General features: G+C 59.4%; 18 protein-coding genes. 11 read left to right on the forward strand and 7 right to left on the reverse strand.

The window, feature by feature from the left end:
- Positions 1-145: 145 nt before the first annotated feature.
- The 3 genes from GSQ82_RS23890 to GSQ82_RS23900 all read right to left on the reverse strand — a co-directional run bounded on the left by GSQ82_RS23890 (position 146) and on the right by GSQ82_RS23900 (position 4,085).
- On the reverse strand, positions 146-1,933 hold the full coding sequence (locus GSQ82_RS23890; protein ID WP_158794755.1) for an amidase: 1,788 nt from the start codon (positions 1,931-1,933) through the stop codon (positions 146-148).
- A gap of 170 nt (positions 1,934-2,103) precedes the next feature.
- The gene (locus GSQ82_RS23895) at positions 2,104-2,658 is read right to left on the reverse strand and encodes a hypothetical protein (RefSeq protein ID WP_158794756.1); all 555 of its coding nucleotides are present in this window, start codon (positions 2,656-2,658) and stop codon (positions 2,104-2,106) included.
- 77 nt (positions 2,659-2,735) lie between these two features.
- Positions 2,736-4,085 (reverse strand): zinc dependent phospholipase C family protein, encoded by a 1,350-nt coding sequence (locus GSQ82_RS23900; RefSeq protein WP_254061886.1) that lies wholly within the window; start codon positions 4,083-4,085, stop codon positions 2,736-2,738.
- Positions 4,086-4,137: 52 nt separating this feature from the next.
- Between GSQ82_RS23900 and GSQ82_RS23905 the strand changes: the two genes are divergently transcribed.
- Positions 4,138-4,671 (forward strand): TlpA disulfide reductase family protein, encoded by a 534-nt coding sequence (locus GSQ82_RS23905; RefSeq protein ID WP_158794757.1) that lies wholly within the window; start codon positions 4,138-4,140, stop codon positions 4,669-4,671.
- Positions 4,672-4,918: 247 nt separating this feature from the next.
- Complete coding sequence (locus GSQ82_RS23910) at positions 4,919-5,056, forward strand: hypothetical protein (protein WP_158794758.1); 138 nt, start codon at positions 4,919-4,921, stop codon at positions 5,054-5,056.
- 178 nt (positions 5,057-5,234) lie between these two features.
- On the opposite strand, the gene GSQ82_RS23915 is transcribed toward GSQ82_RS23910, so the two are convergent.
- Positions 5,235-5,846 carry an SIS domain-containing protein gene (locus GSQ82_RS23915; RefSeq protein ID WP_158794759.1) on the reverse strand — a complete coding sequence of 204 codons (612 nt, stop codon included), beginning with the start codon at positions 5,844-5,846 and terminating at the stop codon, positions 5,235-5,237.
- Between the two features lie 134 nt (positions 5,847-5,980).
- Between GSQ82_RS23915 and GSQ82_RS23920 the strand changes: the two genes are divergently transcribed.
- Complete coding sequence (locus tag GSQ82_RS23920; protein ID WP_254061887.1) at positions 5,981-6,898, forward strand: alpha/beta hydrolase; 918 nt, start codon at positions 5,981-5,983, stop codon at positions 6,896-6,898.
- Between the two features lie 114 nt (positions 6,899-7,012).
- Here GSQ82_RS23920 and GSQ82_RS23925 read toward each other — a convergent pair whose 3' ends face one another.
- Positions 7,013-7,369, reverse strand: coding sequence for a cupin domain-containing protein (locus GSQ82_RS23925; protein WP_158794760.1), 357 nt, complete (start codon positions 7,367-7,369; stop codon positions 7,013-7,015).
- Between the two features lie 224 nt (positions 7,370-7,593).
- Between GSQ82_RS23925 and GSQ82_RS23930 the strand changes: the two genes are divergently transcribed.
- On the forward strand, positions 7,594-9,057 hold the full coding sequence (locus GSQ82_RS23930) for an ammonium transporter (RefSeq protein ID WP_158794761.1): 1,464 nt from the start codon (positions 7,594-7,596) through the stop codon (positions 9,055-9,057).
- 37 nt (positions 9,058-9,094) lie between these two features.
- Positions 9,095-9,433, forward strand: a complete 339-nt coding sequence (locus GSQ82_RS23935) for a P-II family nitrogen regulator (protein ID WP_158794762.1) — start codon at positions 9,095-9,097, stop codon at positions 9,431-9,433.
- Positions 9,434-9,447: 14 nt separating this feature from the next.
- Here GSQ82_RS23935 and GSQ82_RS23940 read toward each other — a convergent pair whose 3' ends face one another.
- Positions 9,448-10,425 (reverse strand): alpha/beta fold hydrolase, encoded by a 978-nt coding sequence (locus tag GSQ82_RS23940; RefSeq protein ID WP_158794763.1) that lies wholly within the window; start codon positions 10,423-10,425, stop codon positions 9,448-9,450.
- A 128-nt stretch (positions 10,426-10,553) separates the two neighbouring features.
- Between GSQ82_RS23940 and glnD the strand changes: the two genes are divergently transcribed.
- The 6 genes from glnD (at position 10,554) to GSQ82_RS23970 (ending at position 20,251) form a co-directional block, all read left to right on the forward strand.
- Positions 10,554-13,190: a [protein-PII] uridylyltransferase gene (gene glnD / locus GSQ82_RS23945; RefSeq protein ID WP_158794764.1), complete on the forward strand. Its 2,637-nt coding sequence runs from the start codon at positions 10,554-10,556 to the stop codon at positions 13,188-13,190.
- A gap of 239 nt (positions 13,191-13,429) precedes the next feature.
- On the forward strand, positions 13,430-13,933 hold the full coding sequence (locus tag GSQ82_RS23950) for an NADH-quinone oxidoreductase subunit B (protein ID WP_371417270.1): 504 nt from the start codon (positions 13,430-13,432) through the stop codon (positions 13,931-13,933).
- Positions 13,934-14,148: 215 nt separating this feature from the next.
- The gene (locus GSQ82_RS23955) at positions 14,149-15,768 is read left to right on the forward strand and encodes an OmpA family protein (protein WP_158794766.1); all 1,620 of its coding nucleotides are present in this window, start codon (positions 14,149-14,151) and stop codon (positions 15,766-15,768) included.
- A gap of 195 nt (positions 15,769-15,963) precedes the next feature.
- Positions 15,964-17,901 carry a hypothetical protein gene (locus GSQ82_RS23960; protein ID WP_174243131.1) on the forward strand — a complete coding sequence of 646 codons (1,938 nt, stop codon included), beginning with the start codon at positions 15,964-15,966 and terminating at the stop codon, positions 17,899-17,901.
- A gap of 38 nt (positions 17,902-17,939) precedes the next feature.
- A complete protein-coding gene (mqnE, locus tag GSQ82_RS23965; protein WP_158794767.1) occupies positions 17,940-19,091 on the forward strand; it encodes an aminofutalosine synthase MqnE in 1,152 nt (383 codons plus the stop codon).
- 524 nt (positions 19,092-19,615) lie between these two features.
- Entirely contained in the window at positions 19,616-20,251 is a 636-nt protein-coding gene (locus GSQ82_RS23970) for a PEP-CTERM sorting domain-containing protein (RefSeq protein WP_254061888.1), read from the forward strand.
- Between the two features lie 401 nt (positions 20,252-20,652).
- Here GSQ82_RS23970 and GSQ82_RS23975 read toward each other — a convergent pair whose 3' ends face one another.
- Entirely contained in the window at positions 20,653-21,858 is a 1,206-nt protein-coding gene (locus GSQ82_RS23975; RefSeq protein ID WP_158794768.1) for a sugar MFS transporter, read from the reverse strand.
- Positions 21,859-21,867 lie beyond the last annotated feature (9 nt).

A 21,867-nucleotide genomic window follows, 5' to 3' on the forward strand; every position in this document is an offset into this window, starting at 1 on the left:
GGCCGGCCCACTGCTCGTGGGGAGGTCACTTCGTGACTTGTATACCCTTCGGGAGGACTTGTGCGGTTAGGGCGGGCGTGACAGGTATAAGCGTCACGAAGTGACCTCGCGCCGAGTAGGCGGCTCGTCCGGCAGGACAGAGTTTTTAGAAGCCGGGTGGGTTTTCCTTCGCTACGTTGAAGTGTTGTTCGATGGCCAGTCCGGCGCGGGCTATGGTGCCCTCTTCGAAGAGGCGGCCGATGAGGGTGACGCCGTGAGGAACGCGGCGGGGTGTGGAGAATTTAGGTATGGGCTTGTTGGGGTCGGGTGCCCAGTCGCTGCGGGCCTCGGAGACTTCGACGAATCCGGCGCGCAGGGTGAGGGAGGGGTGGCCGGTGAAGTTGGTGAGGGTGAGCATCTCGTCGCGCAGGGAGGGAACGAGGAGGAGATCGACCTCGGACATGATGCGGAACATCTCGAGGGCGACCATGCGGCGGAGGCGGTCGGCCTGGACGAAGTCGGCGGCGGAGAGGAAGTGGGCCTGACGGAAGGTGTTGGGCCAGGCGTCGGGAACCTGGGCTTTGAGCAGGTCGAGTTGATGGTTGAGAGTGATCTCTTCGAAGGCGGCGGCACCTTCGGCGAAGAGGATGAGGTCGAGGTTGTCGTAGGGCCAGTCGGGGAGGGTGACCTCGACGGGGGTCATGCCGAGGGCGGGGAGAGCGGCGAGGACGGCGCGATCGACGTCGGTGGCGGGGGCTTCTTTCATCCACTGGGGGAAGTAGCCGACTTTGAGGCCGGTGATAGGGGCTGCGGCGTCGAAGTCGAGTTTGCTGGGGACGCAGGAGACGTCTTTGTGGTCGGGGCCGGTGATGGCGTGGAGGACGAGCATGGTGTCTTCTACAGAGCGGGCCATGGGGCCGAGTTTGTCGAGGGACCAGCAGAGGGTCATGGCTCCGGTGCGTGGGACGCGGCCGAAGGTGGGGCGGAGGCCAGTGACGCCGCAGCGCATGGAGGGGGAGACGATGCTGCCTCCGGTTTCGGAGCCGATGGCGAAGGCTACGAGGCCTGCGGCGGTGGCGGCTCCGGGGCCAGCGCTCGAGCCGGAGGAGCCTTCTTCGAGGAGCCAGGGGTTCATGGTCTGGCCGCCGAACCAGACGTCGTTGAGGGCTAAGGCACCGAGGGAGAGTTTGGCGATGAGTACGGCTCCGGCGGCGTTGAGGCGTTCGGTGACGGTGGCGTCGGCGGTGGGGACGCGGTGCTGGAAGGGTTCGGCGCCCCAGGTGGTGGGGATGTTGGCGGTGTCGAGGAGATCTTTTGCGCCCCAGGGGATGCCGTGGAGGGGGCCGCGATAGTGTCCGGCGGCGATCTCGGCGTCGGCGGCTTTGGCCTGCGCGAGGGCGTGGTCGCGGGTGAGGGTGATGATGCAGTTGATCTTGGGATTGAGGCGTTCGATGCGGGCGAGGTAGATGTTGGTGAGGCGGGTGCTGGTGAGTTGGCGGGACTCGATCCAGTGCGAGAGCTGGTGGATGGGGGCGAAGGCGATGGCTTCGTCGGTGGTGGGGAGCGGGGCGCTGGAGGTGGTGCGGACGAAGAGATTTTTTTCGGGGCCGGAGGTGGTGCCGGGGAGGGTGGAGCGGACGGTGGTGTAGGGGGCGATGGAGTCGGGGATGGGGACTTTGCGGGGGCCGGTGCGGCGCTCGTAGAGGGGGGCCATGGCGTTACGCCAGTTGCCTGCGGCCTCGGCACGATCCTTTTCGGTGAGGGGGAACTGGACGAGTTTTTCCGCTTCGATGAAGGTGGCGGTGGTGACTTCGGGGCCGACGGCGGGTGAGGTGCCGAAGGCGGCTGGTGCGCCGGGAGTGGAGGGTGTGGCGGGGGTTTGGGCTTGCGCGGTGGTGGCGGCGAGGAGAGCGAGGGTGCTTTGGGTCAGGAATTCGCGGCGTGATTTCGACATTGGTTCCTCTGTTGGCGATTGTAGCGGGAGAGGAGGTTGTGTTCTGTTTTTGCGAGGTGAGAGACCCAAGGCTAAAGCCTTGGGCTATCTCAAAGACAAAAGCTTTGGTGCATGGGAGATGAAGCCTTGGGTACTCGAAGGCTGAGGTTAAGTTAATTCGTCAGATGCGCTTAGTCGGGGACCTGCCAGCCGACGGGGCTTTGGGCGAGGGTGGCTTTGCCGGTGGCTTGGCCGCTGGTGGATAGAGCCATGGCGGGGAAGGCGGCCTGGACGTCGGGGGTTTTGGCCCAGACGGGGACGTCCTGCATCTTGTAGTGGTAGGTGACAGAGGTGACTTTGAAGCCGTTGGAGACCTGGAGGGGCGAGCTGCTGTCGATGCTGACGATCTCGCGATGGCCGTAGCAGAAGTGTGGGGCGTAGCGGGCGCCGACGGTGGTGGGAGTGTAGCGGGCGGTTTTGACGCCGGCGTCGATGGTCTTGTCGAGGAGGGTGGCTTTGACGAGGGTGTCCATCTGCTTGATCTGATCTTTATCGGTGACTTCGAGGGGGAAGCGGGTGTTGGGGAGGAGGCACTCGGTGTGGTCGAGGAAGTAGTTGTTGAGGCCCGAGGTGAAGTTGTCGTAGGTGGCGGCGGACTTTCCGTTGTTGCATCCGGCGATGAGGAGGGAGAGGGTGAGGAGAGCGATTTTGACACGGTGATGGTTACAGATTGCAGGGAGTTGCATGGTCGCTCCTTTGAGCTTTTAAGCTTCTGCGGGTTAGATGCGGGAATTGAAGGAGCGTTGGGTGTTGTGAGCCGGAGTTAGCTGGGGTCGTCCATGAAATGGGTGACGGCGTCGAGGTCGCCTACGGTTGGCATGGTGTCGAGGGTTTTGAGATTGGCTTGGACTGTGGCCCATTGAGAGGGATTGTTTTTGGTGGAGATGGGTGCGTTGGGGTCGGCGTAGTAGGCGATGATGTCGTGCTTGAGCTGGGCGGGGACGGGGTTGGCGGGTTGCTTGGTGAGGTAGGCGAGGAGTTGGGCGTAGGTCTTGTCGGTGAGGGGATAGGCGCCGGGCTTGACGACGGCTCCGGTGTCGAGGTCGCGGTTGGAGATGTAGTGGTCGATGTTGTCGTAGTTGGTGAGGACGAGGCGGAGCGCGGTGATGGAGCGGTTGAGGCTCTTGATGTAGAAGCCTTCGGTCTGCTGGGTGGGGCCTTTGATGGCGAGGAGTTTGAGGGTGCCGACTTTGGGGAGGATGAAGATGAAGCCGGCGTAGAGGTGGCTGCGGAAGCCGGGAGCTTTGCGGTAGGCCTCCCAGTCGTTGTCGGCGGAGGCCTGGAGGAGATCTTTAGTGAGATCGTCGAGATCGGGGCTGGGGGTGTCGGCGGGGAAGTTCTTTTTGTGGAGGAGGGTTTCGGCGCGGGCGATGTTGGGGAGGAAGCGGCGGACGGCGTAGCGATAGACGCGGATGGATGTCTCTTTACTGCCGATGATGTCGGGGAGGTTGAGGCCGTAGGTCTCGAAGAAGGCTTTGCGGAGGAGGGGGCGAGGGACTTCGAGACCGACGTGCTTGAGGTAGGCGGAGGGGGCGAAGCGGCCTTTGCTAAGTTGGTTGATGTCGAAGGCGAACTCGGTTTGAACGTGGGCGTGGGGGTCTTCGGCGTAGTTGACGGAGGGGCCGTATCTTTTTTCGAGTTTGGGGAACTCGATGGGGACGGACTGGTTGACGGCGAGGGAGTGGCCGAAGTTGTCGCCGATGTAGTGCGAGAGGGAACCGATGGCGAAGGCGAGTTCGTCGGCGGTCTGGGCGTTGTGGAGGAGGGCGAGGACGAAGTCTCCGGAGCGGACGTAGTGGGTGAGGTCGGAGAAGAAGCGGTTGCCGAAGGGATAGTAGCCGAAGTCCTGAATGGCGCAGCCGCCGTAGGCGTAGGCGTGGGCCTCCTGGAGCTGGGCTTCGGTGAGGTTGGGATAGTGCTTGAGGAGGATGGGGCGGATGGATTGCTTCCAGGCGAGGTCGATGAGCTCCTGATGGGTCTGGACGGAGTAGGGGATGGCGGGCGCAGAGGTGAGGAGGAGGGCCAGCAGCGTTGTCGTCCTGACGAGGATGGTGCGGCCTGGGATGCGAATGGTGGTTGCCTCTTGGCGCTGCGTGTGCGGTGACTGATTCAATGTACAGAGTGGGGACGTGGATGAAAAGAGTTAGGCTGACGTGGGAGCGCGGATGACGAGGATGGAGAATAGATGGGTTCGATATGGGGTGGGGTTGGCTGCGTTCGCGGTGGTGGCGGCCGTATGGCACTTCGGGTCGAGGCAGTCGGGTGGGATTGTGGCGGCGAGTGAGCGGCGGGTGATGCCGGCGTTGGTGATGACGGAGCTGGATGGCGGGACGTGGAGGATGGCGGAGCATCGCGGGCAGGTGGTGCTGGTGAACTACTGGGCGACGTGGTGCGGGCCTTGCTGGGAGGAGACGCCGGGGTTGATCCGGTTGTCGAAAGAGATGGGACCGGGGTTGGCGGTGGTGGGAGTGGCGGTGGATGAGGGCGGGACGGAGAAGGTGAGGAAGTTTGTAGAGGAGTTTCGGGTGCCGTATCCGGTGACACTGCCGGAGAGGATGTCGCAGATGTCGTATGGGCTGGAGGGAGTGCCTACGACGGTGCTGGTGGATCGGCAGGGGAGGGTGGCGAAGACGTATGTGGGGGCGGTGAGGGAGCGGGACTTTCGCGAGGATGTGGGGGTGTTGCTGGGGGAGAGGTAGTTTACAAGGGGTTAGACCGGCGCAGGTTTTTTCGGCTGCGCCGTTTGCACAATGCGCGAACGACTTTGCTCAGGGTGGGGTTTGCGGTGGGTGGTTGGGTGAAGCTTATGCGGCTGCAAGAGGCAACAGCAGATCTCTGCGGGATGACAAACAAAAGGACAGGCAACGGCAACGGCAAGAGCAACGGCAATATTTGTCGCTTCGGCTTCGCCTTTCGCTCCTGCCTTCGGCAGAGAGGAGGGGCTTTGTGGCTTGGTTTAGACGCGACGCTGAAGCCTCGCTGTACCTCAACCTCAACCTCAACCTCAACCTCAACGGCAAGGGCAAACAGCAACGGCAAGGGCAACAGCAACGACGAAGACAACTGCAGATCCCTGCGGGATGACAAACTATCCCGGCTGTGGTGCGAGATGGGGAGGAAGTATGGGCGCGCCGAGCGAGACGCAGGTCCTTCGACTACGCCTCTCGCGATGAGGCTGCGAGAGGCTCCGCTCAGGATGACACTTTCTATATCAATCCATCACTTTACGCTCAGGCTATAGGTCGATACTGCCTAGGAAGGGTTATTCGCTTAGGATTTGGGGCTTGGTGTCGAAGTCGGGGCCGAAGGTGAAGCGTTCGACGAGCATGCAGAAGATGTGTTCGAGGGCGAGGTGGGACTCCTGGATGTTCATGGTGACGGCGGAGGGGATGACGATGTTGTAGTCGCAGAGGGGGCGCATGAGGCCGCCGTCGTTGCCGGAGAGGCCGATGGTGGCGATGCCGATTTTCTTTGCGACGTGGAGGGCCTTGACGATGTTTTTGGAGTTGCCGGAGGTGGAGATGCCGAGGAAGATGTCGCCGGGCTGGCCGAGGGCTTCGAGCTGGCGGGAGAAGATGTGGTCGAAGCCGAAGTCGTTGCCGGCGGCGGTGAGGATGGAGGTGTCGGTGGTGAGGGCGACGGCGCGGAGGGCGGGGCGGTTGACGGTGAGGCGGACGACGAACTCGGCGACGAGATGCTGGGCGTCGGCGGCGGAGCCTCCGTTGCCGGCGACGAGGAGCTTGTGGCCGGAGTGCATGGCGCGGGCGGTGAGTTCGGCGATGGTGACGAGGGTGTCGGAGATGGTTTCGTCGGCGAGGACGGCCTGCATGGTGGCGATGGATTGAGCGAGCTGTCTTTGGACGAGGTGCTTCATGGACTCTCCGGCGGGTCTTGTTTGCTTTTGCAAGGGTACGGGATGGGAGTCGGGGATGTCGATGATGCTTAGGGTGAGTTGCGGTAGAGGCTGCGTTGCTGTTGGATGGAGTTACTGGCTTATGCGGAGGATGTGTGAAGCGTGTTTTAAGTGGGGCTGTGCTTGTTCTGGCGTTAGGTGGTGTTTGCTTTGGGCAGGCGGGTGGAGTGGCTGTGACGGAGGGTCTGGCTGCGGGCGGTAAGACAGTGCTGCTGTGGCCGGATGGCGCGCCGGGGGCTAAGGGGAGCGAGGATATCGATAGGCCTGCGCTGACGGTGTATCTGCCGAAGGGGCCGAATGTGACGAGGACGGGTGTGGTGATTGCGCCGGGCGGAGGGTACAAAGATCTGGCGATTGCGAAGGAGGGGTCGAAGTATGCGCTGTGGCTGAACGAGCGTGGGGTGGCGGCGTTTGTGCTGCAGTACAGGCTGGGGCCGAAGTATCACTATCCGGTGGAGCTGGAGGATGCGCAGAGGGCGATACGGATGGTGCGGGCGCATGCTGCGGAGTATGGCGTTGACGCGGATAAGGTGGGGATGTGGGGGTCTTCGGCGGGTGGGCATCTTGCGGCGACTGCGGGGACGCATTTCGATGCGGGTGATGCGAGCGCGGCGGATGTTGTGGAGCGGCAGGGAAGCAGGCCGGATTTTTTGATTCTGGCGTATCCGGTGATTACGTTTGAAGAGCCGCAGCTGCATCGTGGATCGCTGCATTATTTGTTGGGAGACGATCCTGATCCGAGGCTGGTGGCGTCGCTGTCGGATGAGACGCAGGTGACGAAGGAGACGCCACCTGCGTTTCTGTTTTCGACGACCGATGATAAGACCGTTCCGGTGATGAACAGCGTGATGTTTTATTCGGCGCTGGTGAGTGCCGGGGTTCCTGTGGAGATGCACCTGTTCCAACATGGGGGGCATGGAGCAGGGCTGGCGGCGGCGAATCCTGATTTGAGTGTTTGGCCGGAGCTGCTGGCGAAGTGGATGCGGGAGCGTGGGTATATGGGGAAGGATTAGAGCTTGTCCTGCCGGACGGGCCCACTGCTCGTGGGGAGGGCGTTCGCACGCCTTTTTAACTTGTTTGGGGGGATGCCGACTTCTCGGGGCCTCCCGTTGGTCGGCGGTTTGCGGCTAGCGTAGGTAGGCGTCTTCTTTGTTGATCCAGTCCTGGCGGGGCGGGGCGAAGATGTCGAAGTTGATGGTGTCTTCGAGGGCTTCGGCGGAGTGGGCGAGGTTGCTGGGGATGACGAGGATCTCGCCGGAGTTGACGATGTGGGTGGTGCCGTCGCCCATCTCGAAGCGGAGCGAGCCCTGGAGGATGAAGGCGAGCTGCTCGTGAGGGTGAGAGTGGCTGGGGACTTTGCAGCCTTTGGTGAGGACGATGCGCGAGAGCATGGCTTTGTCGCCGGAGATGTACTGGCGCTGGAGGAGCGGGTTGAGCTGCTCGGCTTCGACTTCGCTCCAACGGAAGAGTGTGGCGGTGGACATGGATGGACGCCTTTCGAGTGGTGATGCGTGGGGGGAGTGCACTTCCTGCTTTGTGTTGCGCGCTCCCCTTGTGTAGAGTAAGCGAAACGGAAGCGATGCATTGGTGTTTCGCCTTCTGTCCTGCGAAGACATGAGCCGGTAGCCGGTTTGCGGATTTAGAAGATGGTCTCCGCCATGGCTTCGTTTATTCTGAAGTGACTAACTTTGAAACAGGTGATTGGACCATGCGTCTTCCGGTAGCGAAGGTGTTTCTGACTTTTCTGTTTGCGCTGATTGTGGGCGGATCAGCGGTGGGTGGATCGCGGGTGATGGCCCAGGCTGTGGGCTCTACGGCTCCGGTGGCGGCGACGACCTCGGTGACGAGCCAGTCGGAACGGATTGCGGCGCTGGAGAAGCAGAACGCGGATAATGCGGCGTTGATTGCGGCGGCGCAGACGGCGGGGGATAACGGGTGGATGCTGGTTTCGGCCGCTCTGGTGCTGATGATGAGCGGGCCGGGGCTGGCGCTGTTCTACGGCGGCCTGGTGCGGAAGAAGAATATTCTGGGCACGATGATGCAGACCTTCGCGATGATGGCTGTGATCACGGTGCTGTGGGCGCTGGTGACGTACTCGCTGGCGTTCGGCGAGGGGAATGCGTTTATCGGCGGGTTGCATAATGTGTTTCTGCGCGGGGTGGGGCTGGCGCCGGATGTGAAGTATGCGGCGACGATTCCGCTGCAGACGTTCATGGTGTATCAGCTGATGTTCGCGATTATTACTCCGGCGCTGATCACGGGCGCGTTTGCGGAGCGGATGAAGTTTTCGGCGATGCTGGTGTTCATGATTCTGTGGGCGCTGATTGTGTATAGCCCGATGGCGCATATGGTTTGGGGCAAGGGCGGTTTTTTGAATGCTTCGCTGGGCGGACGGTTTCCTACTCTCGACTTTGCAGGTGGGACGGTGGTGCATGTGACGTCGGGGGTTTCGGCGCTGGTGACGGCGCTTTACCTGGGCAAGCGGCTCGGATATCCGAAGGTGCCGATGCCGCCGCACTCGGTGGTGCTGAGCTTTATTGGGGCTTGTCTGTTGTGGGTGGGCTGGTTTGGGTTCAATGCGGGCTCGGCGCTGGGCTCGGGGACGCTGGCGACATCGGCGTTTGTGGCGACGCACTTTGGCGCGGCTGCGGCGGCGATTGGGTGGAGCGTGGCGGAGTGGATTCGGCAGGGTAAGCCTTCGGCGTTGGGAGCGATCTCGGGCGCGGTGGCCGGGCTGGTGGCGATTACGCCGGCGGCTGGTTTTGTGTCGCCGATGTCGGCGCTTTGGATTGGGCTGATCGCTGGAGTCTTCTGCTACATGATGGTGGTGAAGGTGAAGGCGGCGTTCGGGTATGACGACTCGCTGGATGCGTTTGGCGTGCATGGCGCGGGCGGAACGCTGGGAGCGATCTTGACTGGGTTGTTTGCTAATAGTGCGATCAATCCGATCTTCGGAGCGGGGAAGGCTACGGGATTGTTTGAGGGCAATGCGCACCAGTTGGTGAATCAGTTTGTGGGTGTGGCGATTGCGTGGAGCCTGTCGATTGTGGGCACTCTTGTGATCCTGTTCATCGTCGATAAATCGATTGGGCTTAGAGTTTCTGAAGACGATGAGCGCGAGGGACTGGATCTTTCGCAACACGGTGAAGAAGGGTACGATTGGGCGCACTAGAAGTTGATCACGATGGTGGCGAGAGGACGATACGGATATGCAGAAGATTGAAGCGGTGATTCAGCCGTCGAAGCTGGACGCGGTGAAAGATGCGCTGGTGGAGATTGGCGTTGAAGGGATGACGATCACCGAGGCTCGCGGACATGGCCGGCAGAAGGGCCATACGGAGTTTTACCGGGGCCGGGAGTACTCGGTTGATCTGCTGCCGAAGGTGAAGCTGGAGGTTGTGGTGACCGACGAGATGCTGGATAAGGCAATTTTAGCAATTACGTCGGCTGCGCGGACGGGGACGATTGGGGATGGGAAGATCTTTATCTCAAAGATCGATGAGGCGATCCGGATTCGGAACGATGAGCGTGGGGAGATTGCGCTTTAGTTGGCTATCAAATCCTAGGGACTGGAACTCGGGGTTGAGTGCGGATGAGGTACAGCTGACGAGCGCTGTTCAATAGAAGCATGCAGCAGCGCACGATTGATCGCCCAAACCACCAGTCCGGGTTCGTCTTCCTGAATGTAATGACCGCTGTTCGACGTGGTAATCAGGGTTCCGTCCGTAACGGAACGAGTGAATGAACTAAGGGACAGAAGCCGATAGTTTAGTAACAGGTTTTGATATCTCTGCTTGTCGAACGGAACGATCAGATTTGGGTCGTTCAGTGGTGGGTATCGCGTTGTTGCAACGATAATCACGGGCACCTGCGGCATCGGAAGTTTTTTCAGCTGTAGAAAATCGTTCGCCCGTCCTTCCCGCGACGCATCGATCTCGGCTTGGACTGCCGGATCGAAGTTGCCTGCCTGTTTTTCGTAATACAGATCGATTGCGGCTCGGATCGATTCTCCGTCATCGGCATGCCCGAGCGGGCCGAATACATAGTCTCGTCTGCCAGTTGCGGTCTCGTTGAAGTCTGTTGGATCGATGAAGACTAATCCTGCAGTCTCCTTGGGAAACAATCCGGCGAAGGCTCGGATAAGTGGCCCACCCCATGAATGGCCGACCAGAAGGTAAGGTGGATGGGTCGTGCGGGACAGAGCGGTGTGAAGAACAGTCGCAATATGTTCGGGCGACGGAACGGCTCCATCGGGCTCAGATCCGTCGAGACCAGGACGGCCGTATGTGACCATTGGAACAGAATCGGAAAGCTGTTTAATGACCGAAGACCAGTGTGATTCGCCTCCGCCAAGTCCACTCTCGAAAACAATTGTGGGAGAGGTGCTTCGCTGTATATCAATGGATGCATATGGGGTAAGGTGAATCTTATGTCCGTTGTTATCCATCTCGATCTTTCTTCCGATACGTGAGCCATGACCAAAGCTTGTTAGCAGGAAGATGTTCAGGATCGCCGTGGCGAGTTTGAATTCTCGGGACATTCGAGGCCAGCTTAGCACGGGTAGAGAGCAGTGGCTGGGACTGAAGCAAGCGAACGAAAAGCTCCTAAGCCATAGGTCCGCATTTCGAGTGGCTGTATGCTTTAAATTCTTTCGAGCAAATAATAGCCATGCAGAGTAAAGAGTCGACCACTAGCGGGATGCGCGGGGTGTACCAGCGGAGGATGCTGGAGGTTCGTGGTGCGTTCGAGGCGGGTGGCGCATCGGGGGCGGTGACGATCGCGGCGCGGGCTGCGGCGTTGGACGAGCTTGTGTCGGGGCTTTGGAGGCAGGCGGTGGCAGGCGATCCGCGGCTTGGGAGCGGGGTTGCACTGGTGGCCGTGGGTGGTTATGGGAGGCGGGAGCTGTTTCCTTACTCGGATGTGGATCTGCTTTTTCTGCTGGATGGGCGGCTGGCGGAGAAGGAGGTGAAGGACGCGGTGCGCAGGGTGAACCAGGAGATGTGGGACTGCGGGATCCGGGTGTCGCCGACGACGCGGAAGCTGACGGAGTGCGAGAAGTTCGATCCGGAGAATGCGGAGTTTGCGCTTTCGCTGATGGATCATCGGCTGGTGACGGGGGATGTTGGGCTGTACGAAAAGCTTGCCGGGCAGGTGTTGCCAAAGCTGTTGCAGCGGGAGCATAAGGCGGTGATGGCGAGACTGATTGAGCTGACGCGGGCGCGCCATGCGAAGTACGGGGATACGCTGTTTCATCTGGAGCCGAACATCAAGGATTGTCCGGGTGGGCTGCGGGATGTGCATGTGTGCCGGTGGATGACGAGGCTGCGCGAGGTGGCGGCGCAGGCGCAGAAGAAGGGCGATCCGGCGGCGGTGTCGGCGAAAGAGGGAGACGAGTTTCCGAAGGCGGTGGAGTTTCTTTGGCTGGTGCGTTGTTTTCTGCACTACCGGCATGAGCGGGACGACAATACGCTGGACTGGCAGGCACAGGATGCGGCGGCGGAGGCATCGGTCGGGCTAGTGGGGCGGAGGCCGAAGAAGGCGGATGCGGCCTATTGGATGCGGCTTTATTTTCGTCATGCAAGGAGCGTCGAGCGGCGGGTGACGCAGATGCTGGAAGAGGTGCCGGTGGGCAAGGCTGCGTCGAAGCTGTTGGGGCTGAAGCGCAAGGTGGAGGCGCGGCATCCCGGGTTTCGATTGGAACGGGGCCGGGTGGAGATGGAGACGGCTGAGGAGTTTGGACACGATCCGGCGGAGGACCCGGACGTAGTGCTGAACGTGTTTTCGGTGATGGCTGGGACGGGAGCGACGCTGGGCAGGGATGCGGAGGAGCGGCTGTCGGAGGGGCTGCCGCTGTTGTCGGCGCATCTGGAGGAGGGGCCTGCACTCTGGCGTCATCTGCAGGAGATTCTGACGGGTGCTCATGCGGGAGATACGCTGCGGTCGATGCATGCGCTGGGGGTGTTGGAGCTTCTGATTCCGGAGTTTCATGGTATCGATGCGCTGGTGATCCGGGACGCGTACCACCGCTACACGGTGGATGAACATACGTTTGTGCTGATCGATACGCTGCACCATCTGGAGAGCGCGCAGACGGGTGCGATGGGGGAGTGGGCGAGGCGGTTTGGAGCGGTGTTGCGGGAGCTGCCGCATCCGGGGCTGTTGTATCTTGCGGCTTTGTTGCACGATACGGGGAAGGGTCGAAGCACGGGAGATCATGCGCGGGAGAGTGCGCGGATGGCCGCGAGTGTGTTGGAGCGGCTGGAGCTGGATGGGTATGAGAGCGGGCTGGTGGTGGGGCTGATCTCGAATCATCTGGAGATGTCGGCTGCGCTGCGGAGGGACATCTTCGACGAGGAGACGGTGCGGGCGTTCGCGGGGAAGGTGCAGACGCCGGAGATGCTGCGGATGCTGACGCTGTTTACGTATGCGGATGTGAATGCGGTGCATCCGGATGCGCTGACGCCGTGGAAGGCAGAGAATCTGTGGCAGCTTTATATTGCGACGGCGAACTATCTGGATCGCAGCGTGGACGATGAGCGACTGAGCGCACAGGAGGAGAGCGAGCTGGTGCATCGGGTGGTGGCGCTGCTGCCGGGGGACAAAGCTGCGGTGGGGGAGTTTCTGGAGGGGTTTCCGGAGCGTTATGTGCTGACGAGAACGCCGGAGCAGGTGAGGGCGCACTTTCAGATGGCGACGCGGCTGGGCGAGGATGCAGAGCAGCTTGAGTTTCGGTATGCGCCGGGGGTGAGCGAACTGACGCTGGTGACGCGCGATAGACCGCAGCTGTTTGCAACGATGGCGGGAGCGTTGGCGGCATGGGGGATGAATATCGTGACGGCGGACGCTTTTTCGAACCGGCAGGGTGTGGTGGTGGATACGTTTCGTTTTACCGACAGCTTTCGAACGTTGGAGATGAACGCCTCCGAACATGAGGCGTTTGTAAAGAGCGTGCATGATGTGGTGAACGGGACGGTGTCGCTGGAGAAGCTGCTGAGCGGGCGAAGGCGGGGAAGGCGGAAGGCTCCGCTGGTGGTGGTGGAGACGCGGGTGGAGTTTGATGATGAGGCTTCGTCGCACAGCACGCTGCTGGAGGTGGTGGCGCAGGATACAACGGGGCTGCTGCATGCGCTGAGCCGGGCGCTGGCGACGCAGGGGTGCAATATCGAGGTGGCGTTGGTGGATACGGAGGGTGAGACGGCGATCGACGTCTTCTACCTGACGCGGAGCGGGTTGAAGCTGGATCGGGGCGAGGAGGAGGGGCTGCGGCAGGGATTGCTGAAGGCGATCGAGGAAAATGCTCGCTGAGGCAACCAGAATTTCGGTACAACGCATCAAAAGACGCGGCTGTTTGGCTGCCTCTTCGTTACCCACGGATGGGTGATGGCAACAAATAACTTACCTGCCGGGTCCTTCGGTTTTATATTAGAGATATGAGCGCACCCACAAACGAGACTTCGAGTAACGGTCGTCCCACCGGAACTCCGCAGAAGAACGACCGCTATCTGTTTGGAACGCTGGATAGTTTTGGCAAGAACCAGGAGAAGCTGCGTGAGGTGAGCTGGGGGGCTGAGCAGCCGGAGGGTATAGTTCTGGCTTCGATGGACGCGGCGATCAACTGGGTGCGAAAGAACTCCATCTGGCCGATGACCTTTGGTCTGGCGTGCTGCGCGATTGAGATGATGTCGATGGGTGGTTCGCGGTACGATATTGCGCGGTTCGGGGCTGAGGTGTTTCGTCCGTCGCCGCGGCAGAGCGATTTGATGATTATCGCGGGGCGGGTGTCGCAGAAGATGGCGCCGGTGATCCGCCGGCTGTATGAGCAGATGCCGGAGCCAAAGTGGGTGATCTCGATGGGGGCGTGCGCGACTTCCGGCGGGGTTTTCAACAATTATGCGCTGATGCAGGGGGTCAATCAGGTGATTCCGGTGGATGTGTATGTGCCGGGATGTCCGCCTCGTCCGGAGCAGCTGCTGTATGCGATTACGCTACTGCAGGAGAAGATTCAGCGGGAGCGGGGAACGGTGCGGAAGACCTTGAATCTGACTTAGCCGAGGAAGAGGCCGGTTTACTGGATGGGTACGGCATGGATTGTCAATAGGGTGTTTTTACAGTAGTGGCTGGTAAAGTATTGAAAATATAGTTCTGGAAACGTATTTTTTTCCTGATCGCATAGCAACTGAAGTAAGCTGTAAAGAATCGAAGAATGAAAACGATCCAAGCAATAAGGCTCGTAAAACGTAAGACTTTGAGTGGAGGAACTCGAATGGTTTATCGCCCGTTTCGTAATTCACGCCGGTTTGCACTGGCTGCTTGCGCAGTCAGTCTTGGAGTTGCAAGTCTGAGCGCGCAGACTCCCAGCACAGCCGCCCCGGTGGGGCTTAACCCTTCGCGAGTGGATGTATTTTTGGGGTATTCGTACTTTGGTGCCCATGGGCAGGTGAAGCCCGCAGGAATTTCTTACTCGTCGGTTGACGTTGGAGCGATAGGCAGCGGCGCCTACTACTTCAACAAGTATGTCGGAGGCGAGTTCATCTTCTCCGCGCATCCCGATGGCAATAACGATGGTTTCTACAGCGCATCCGCCGGTCCGATCTTCCGCGCCCCGATGCAGAACTTTACCTTGTTCGCTCATGCCCTCGCTGGCGGCGGCAAGCTGGTTGGACCGAACCAGTCCAATCCTTTCATCTATCACGAGCCATGGACCTGGGGACCAACCCTGACGGTCGGCGGCGGTATGGACTACGATCTGCCGTTCTTCGATCACCGGTTCTCGCTCCGTCTCTTCCAGGCTGACTACCGCTATGTTCATACAGACTTCGGTCCTCCGGTCGCGATTCCGACCTCCGGCGTACTGGGTGGTCGCGCGAATTTGAGTGCGGCTGAACTAAGCACGGGTATCGTGGCTCACTTCGGTCACATCATTCCTCCTCCTCCTGTGACCTATTCCTGCGCGGTCTCCCCGACGACGGTATACCCCGGCGATCCTCTTACGGTTACGGGAACGGCTCTGAACCTGAACCCGAAGAAGACGGCGACGTACAACTGGACGGCTGACGGCGGAACGATCTCCGGTAGCTCCAGCACAGCCAACATCGATACGAAGTCCGCTGCACCGGGAACGTATACGGTTAAGGGTCACATCTCCGAAGGCAACAAACCTGGCGAGATGGCGGATTGCACGGCTTCCTACACTGTGAAGCAGTTCGATCCTCCGACCATCAGCTGCTCGGCGAATCCTTCCACGGTTGCACCTGGAGATTCCTCGACCATCACCGCAACGGGCATGAGCCCACAGAATCGTCCTCTGACCTACAGCTATAGCGCTTCGGCTGGTTCGGTCTCGGGTAGCTCTTCAACCGCGACACTCAGCACAGCGGGTGCGGCTCCTGGCACGATCACAGTGACCTGCAACGTTGTCGATGACAAGGGACAGACGGCTTCGTCAACGACCAGCGTTACGGTCAATGCGCCGCCGCCGCCACCAGCACCGACGACTAGCGCTCTCTGCTCTGTCAGCTTCGAGCGTGATAAGAGACGTCCGGCACGGGTTGATAACGAAGGCAAGGCTTGCCTCGACGATATCTCCCTCAACCTGCAGCGTTCTTCCGATGCGAAGCTTGCCATCGTAGGTAACGCAGCCAGCAGCGAAAAGGCAGGCACCAAGCTTGCCGCAGAGCGCGCTGTCAACACGAAGGACTATCTTGTGAAGGAAAAGGGCATCGACGCCAGCCGCATCTCGGTTTACACCGGTTCGGATGACTCGAAGGCTGTGACCGACACGCTGGTTCCTGCCGGTGCGACACTGAGCACAACCGGCATCACCCCGGTCGACGAGAGCGCGCTTGCGGCTCCCGTGAAGCCGGCTCACCGCCACAAGAAGTAACGCCTTGCAGTAGCAAAGCACACGGGCTGACTGGGTTTGATTACCCAGTCAGCCTTTGTGTTGAGGGCGTAAGGTTGGCTTCACCGCGTTATTAGACTTGAGATAGAGATGGACCGAGACTTGAATAGACGGAACAGAGTTCGTACGATCCTCGTCACTTTTTTTCTGGTTTTATCGTGCCTTCGTTTGCAGGCGGTGAACTGGCTGCCATTCGGGCCAGATGGAGGAGATGCGCGCGCATTTGCTGCAGATCCGCATGATCATTCGCATCTCTACCTGGGCACGGCTACGGGTTGGATCTATGAGACGCATGATGGAGGCGCGAACTGGAAGCGGCTGGCGTCGATTGGAAAGCGCGACGACCTGGCGTTGGATTCGATTGTGATCGATGCTTCGAACTCCAAACATATGGTGATCGGAGCCTGGGTGCTGGGAAGTGTGGACGGCGGCCTCTTCATCAGCCACGACGGAGGGGTTAGTTGGCAGAGTAATGCTGAGATGCGAGGGCAGTCCATACGCGCGCTTTCGGCGGCGCCGTCTGATCCGAAGATTCTGGTCGCGGGTACGCTGAAGGGGGTCTACCGGTCAACGGATGGGGGAGAGCACTGGAAGCTGATCAGTCCGGAGGGGAGCCAGGAGCTGCACGAGGTTGAGTCGATTGCGATCGATCCGGTCGACCCTGAGGCGATCTATGCAGGGACGTGGCATCTGCCGTGGAAGACGACCGATGGGGGGAAGAGCTGGACCAATATCAAGCAGGGAATTATTGATGATTCGGATGTCTTTTCGATCATTGTGGATCCCAAGGACCCCAAGGTTGTCTACGCGAGTGCATGTTCGGGAATTTATAAGAGTCAGAATGGCGGCGAGAGGTTTTTGAAGGTGCAGGGGATTCCTTCGACGGCGCGCAGAACCAGGGTTTTGATGCAGGATCCTCAGAATTTGAATATCGTCTTTGCGGGTACGACGGAGGGGCTGTTCCGGACAGGGGATTCGGGTGCGAACTGGATTCGCACTACGGGGCCGGAGGTGATCGTGAACGATGTCTATGTCGATCCCGGCAATACGAATCGGGTGATGCTGGCGACTGACCGCGGCGGAGTGCTAGTCAGTAACGATGGGGGCAAGTCGTTTCTGCCGTCGAACAGTGGCTTCTCGGCGCGACAGATCACGGCGTATGTTGCGGATCTGGCGCGGCCTGCGGTGATCTATGTTGGGGTGGTGAACGATAAGGCATGGGGTGGGGTGTTTGTAAGCGATAACGGCGGACTGACGTGGTCGCAGAAGAGCGCGGGGTTGAATGGTCTGGATGTGTTCAGCCTGGGGCAGGCGTCGGATGGGACGGTGCTGGCGGGTACGGGGCATGGGCTCTATCGACTTCAGGGCGAGGTTTGGTCTCCTGTGAGCGACGTCTCGTTTGCGGAGGATGTAGGAGCTGCGGCTTCTCGTGCAGGGAAGAAGAGCGCGGGGCCGGCGAAGAAGGCGGCATCTGCTGGCAAAGCACGGGTGGTGCCGGAGAGTGCCAAGGGTTTTGATATGAGCGTGAACGCGATCGCTCGCTCTGGCGATGTGTTGTATGCAGCGACTTCGGCGGGGTTGCTGCGAAGTGCGACGGCGGGAGGAAGCTGGAAGCTGGTTGGTGGTTTGAACCGACAGGGGTGGGGCTCGGTTTCGGCGACGAGGTCGATAGTGGTAGCGGCTACGATGCAGTCGGCTATGTTCTCTTCCGACGGCGGCCATCGCTGGGAGGAGGTCAGGCTCCCTGGGGTATTGAAGCAGCTTTCATCGATTGCGGTGGACGATACGGGTGGGATCTGGGTGGGTGGACGCGAGGGAGTCTTCGTCTCGGAGGATCGCGGTATGACGTGGCAGCCTTTGACCGGCCTGGATATTCGAGACGTGAATAGTATTTTTTACGACGAGGCTTCGCAGCGGATATTGATCACGGCGGACAGCAAGAACACGATCGTCTTTGCGGTACATCTGCCGGACCGGTCGGTGCGCTACTGGAATGTAGGCTGGAGCTTGAGGATGGTACGGCCGGTAGGAGATCACTTTGTTGGGGCAACCTTGTTTGATGGCATCGTGATACAGCCGCAGATGGTCGATTCGAGTAAAGTGGCGGCGCAGTGACGTGTCCCGGCAGGGCGGATGAGGAATAGAATTATAAGATGAGCTTTCCACCGTTCAGCCCTCGTTCACGACACTCCTTTCAAACAGACGATGCAGCACTTTTGCCTATTGCGGAGAAGGTGCAACGGGGGGAGCGGCTCGGCTTCGACGATGGGGTCGCGCTGTACCGAAGTGGAGACATTCTGGCGGTGGGATGGCTTGCGAACCTGGTGCGGGAGCGGCTGCATGGAGACACGGCTTACTTCAATGTGAACCGTCACATCAACCCTACCAATGTGTGTGTGGCATCCTGCCGGCTGTGCGCGTTCGGACGCAAGAAGGGCGAGGCAGGGACGTACACGATGGCGCTGGAGGAGGCGTGGGAGACCGCGGCCTCGGGGTACTCGGAGGCGGTGACGGAGTTTCATATTGTCGGGGGGCTGCATCCGGATCTGCCGTTTGAGTACTTCATGGATCTGGTGCGTGGGCTGAAGGTGCGGTTCCCGAAGGTGCATGTGAAGGCGTTCACCATGGTGGAGGTGGCGTTTCTGGCCAAGCGCGGGAAGATGACGATTCCTGAGACGCTGGAGCGGATGAAGGCTGCCGGGGTTGATTCGATGCCGGGCGGTGGCGCGGAGATCTTTGCGGACAGGGTGAGGCATATCATCTGCGATCACAAGATCGATGGAAGCGAGTGGCTGGATACGGCTCGGATGGCGCACAAGATTGGGCTTCGCTCCAATGCGACGATGCTGTACGGACATGTGGAGAACGAAGAGGACCGCGTGGACCACATGCTGAAGCTGCGCGAGGTACAGGATGAGACGGGCGGTTTTCAGACGTTTATCCCGCTGGCATTTCATCCTGAAAATACTGCGCTGGGACATATTCCGCGAACGACGGGGATGCTCGACCTGCGGCAGATTGCAGTGGGACGGTTGATGCTGGATAACTTTCCGCATGTGAAGAGCTATTGGCAGATGGTGTCGGCGAAGATGGCGCAGATCTCGTTGCGGTTTGGGGCGGACGATATCGACGGTACGGTGATCGAGGAGAAGATCTACCACGATGCGGGCGCGACGACTCCGCAGGGCATGAGGCGGGCAGATCTGGTAAGGCTGATTACCGAGGCTGGGCGGGTGCCTTTCGAGCGGGACACAATGTATCGGGCGGTCACTCGAAGCGAAGACAGTTTTACTGTAGCGGTGTGACGTTCGGGGGCTATGCCTTAGGACCGACTGATTCAGTTGGTGCCTTCATCTCGGGATTGAAGTTTGCTTCTTCCGAATGCGGGTCCTAACAAGCTCAATTGAAATAGGTAAGGGCTGACCCTGGAGACGGGGTGCGCCTTTGCATGTGTGCGGAAAATATTTGCCTTCTGGGTAATCTTTTGGCATTTCATGACCAATCTATTGCGTGATGAGACAGCCGAAGACGAAAAATACATAGGAATTTGGGAGTTTTTTGCCAAGCCGCCATTGGCTATCTAGTTGCAAAAGGAATAGCGAATCAATCATTGCAACGACGTGGCTGACCTTTCGAACTCCAAATTGAGTGCGAAGGGACGGCTAAACAATGGATACCGCTGCGGATTCGCTTGCCTTGCATGGAGTGTGTCTGATTGCAGCGCGGGGCTTGTTCTCGGGAAGAGAGGCGCGACATTCGCAATAGCGAAGGGTGCTTCGATTTGAGTGATCAGCTCTGATAACCGCTCTACGGCACGAGGAGAAAGTACTTGAAGAATAAATTGGCACTTCTTATTCCAGTTATCTGTCTTGCAATCGGTTCTGTGGCCGCTAATGCGGATTCGCTCACGCTGCTCAGCGCCACGGGAAATCCCAGCGGCGGCAGCTCGGAGATCTTTCCATATACGTTTCAGGTCACCACTGGGTCCACAACTTCTACCGCTAACCTGATGTGTTTGAACTTCAACCGTGAGATCACCACTGGCGAGAGCTGGAGTGTAACGGAAGAGACCGTTCCGACGGGTAACACCGTAAAAGACCAGGACTATCGGGCTCTCGCGATCCTTTACTCCGACATCGTCAATCCGCATGGCGCAACCGCCAGCGAGATTCAGTATGCGGCGTGGAGCATCTTCGATCCGAGCGATGTGGATTCAAATCCATTGTTCGATTCCACCGCTAAGAACCTCGCGGCGAGCGCGCTGTCGTCGGCTGACAACTCCTCACTCATCAGCTCCGGTTTCTTCAATAACTTCACTCTGTACATTCCCTCGAATGACACCAACTCGGGACCGCAGGAGTTTATCGGAACTGCTGCAACACCAGAGCCCTCGACCCTGATGCTGTTGGGATCGGGATTGATCGGGATGGCTGGAATGGTTCGTCGTCGTATGGTTCGTGCATAACGAGTCGAAGTGTTCGAGTTGCTATCTCCATTGTCATTAGCGCTGCGGGATGCCTTTGCGGATCCCGTTAGCCGATAGCACCATCAGGTTTCGTCCAGATCTACTTCTTGAGGAAGGAGGACTTTATGTATCTATTATTTGGCCCTGCCATGACTGCTGTTGTTGTTATCGCTGTGATTCAGCTTCGCGATCACTTTGTTGCTTCGCGCTAAATCAACGAGAGTAGCCTGCGGTTGGGCGGGCTGGCTTGTTCTCTCTTCACAACCGAGTTTGTATTGTGTGTGTTAGTAGTTTCATGCTGGAGGTCAGGCTAAGCCTGGCCTCTTCTTTTTGGTTGAAAGGAAAGGGTGTTCGAGCGAACCTATTTCGCGGCTCCTTACCGCGTCGGGAGATTCTTCTTACTATGGTTGAGGCTGTGTCGCGCTGTCGGTGGTAATTACCCTAGACAACAAAAAAAGGCATACTGCACCGGCGGCGGGGATGACCAGGCCGGCGCGAAGCCCATGGAACGCTGTCGAGAAGACGCCGGTGAGCCACGGCAATGTTGCGCCACCAAAGGAAGAGCTGGCGAACAGGGGTCCGAGTCGAGCGTGATTGCCTGTGCGGGATAGTAGAAACGAGATGATAAGCGGATAGAGTGGAGCGAGCGAGAGACCAGCGAGGATGGTGAGAGTGACCATGTTCGCTGCGGATAGATGAGTGATGATGCAGATGAAGACTTCGGTGAGGATGAGCATGATGAGGCAGACGCGGTAGAGGGATTTCTCCGTTACGACAATCATGAGCCCCGCTACAAGCAGTCTGCCGATGAGTTCTGCGGACCAGAAGTCAAACGAGATGGAAGAGGCGTGGAGGGTGGGGTGTATGCGGACGGCGTAGCTTGGCAGCCAGCCGCCGAGTGCATTTTCGATTCCGACATAGAGAAACATAGAGGAAGCGAAGGCGAAGAGAGCTAAAGAGGAGAGTGGAAGACGTGTTTTTGATGGCCTAGTTCCAGGCGACGATACGAATGCTTCGGCGGATGTATTGCCAGTTTGTACCGACTGCGGGATGGCTATAGAGAAGACGGCACTGAGAGCGAGGCATGCAGCGGTCCAATAAAAGAAGCGCTGTTCGCCGACGGGGAGCGACAGATGTACCAGTAGAGGGCAGGCGATGGCACCGAGCCCCCAAGCGACGTTGAGAATGGCAAGCAGAGTGGCGCGAGCGGAGGGTATCGCGGTGCCGGTAATGATGTTTCCGGCGGTGAGTCCGGCGCCTAGTCCGAGGCCGATGCAGAAAAGGGCGATGTGCGCAGCGCCAAAGTTGAGCCACGCCATGGCGATGCATCCCGCGGCGGAGAGAAGCGCTCCGTAGAGGAGACTGGCTCGGAGTTTGCGCGCGGCGAACCATGCGCCGCAGAGCTGTCCGAGAAAGCTTGCGGCAAAGAGTGTTCCTGCTTGTGAGTCGTGGATATGCCAGCGCAGCATGAGAGCAGGCAGAAGAGGACCGAGCATGACGGTGCCGATGCCGGCTGCAAGAAAGTAGAAGAATACTGGACCAAGCGCACGCACGACGTAGGCGCGGGTGTAGGTTGCGGGGATGGATGCGTGGAGAGTCTGTTGCACAGCGCTCCT

This window comes from Granulicella sp. L60, from assembly GCF_009765825.1.
In the GTDB taxonomy this organism is placed as follows: Bacteria; Acidobacteriota; Terriglobia; order Terriglobales; family Acidobacteriaceae; genus Edaphobacter.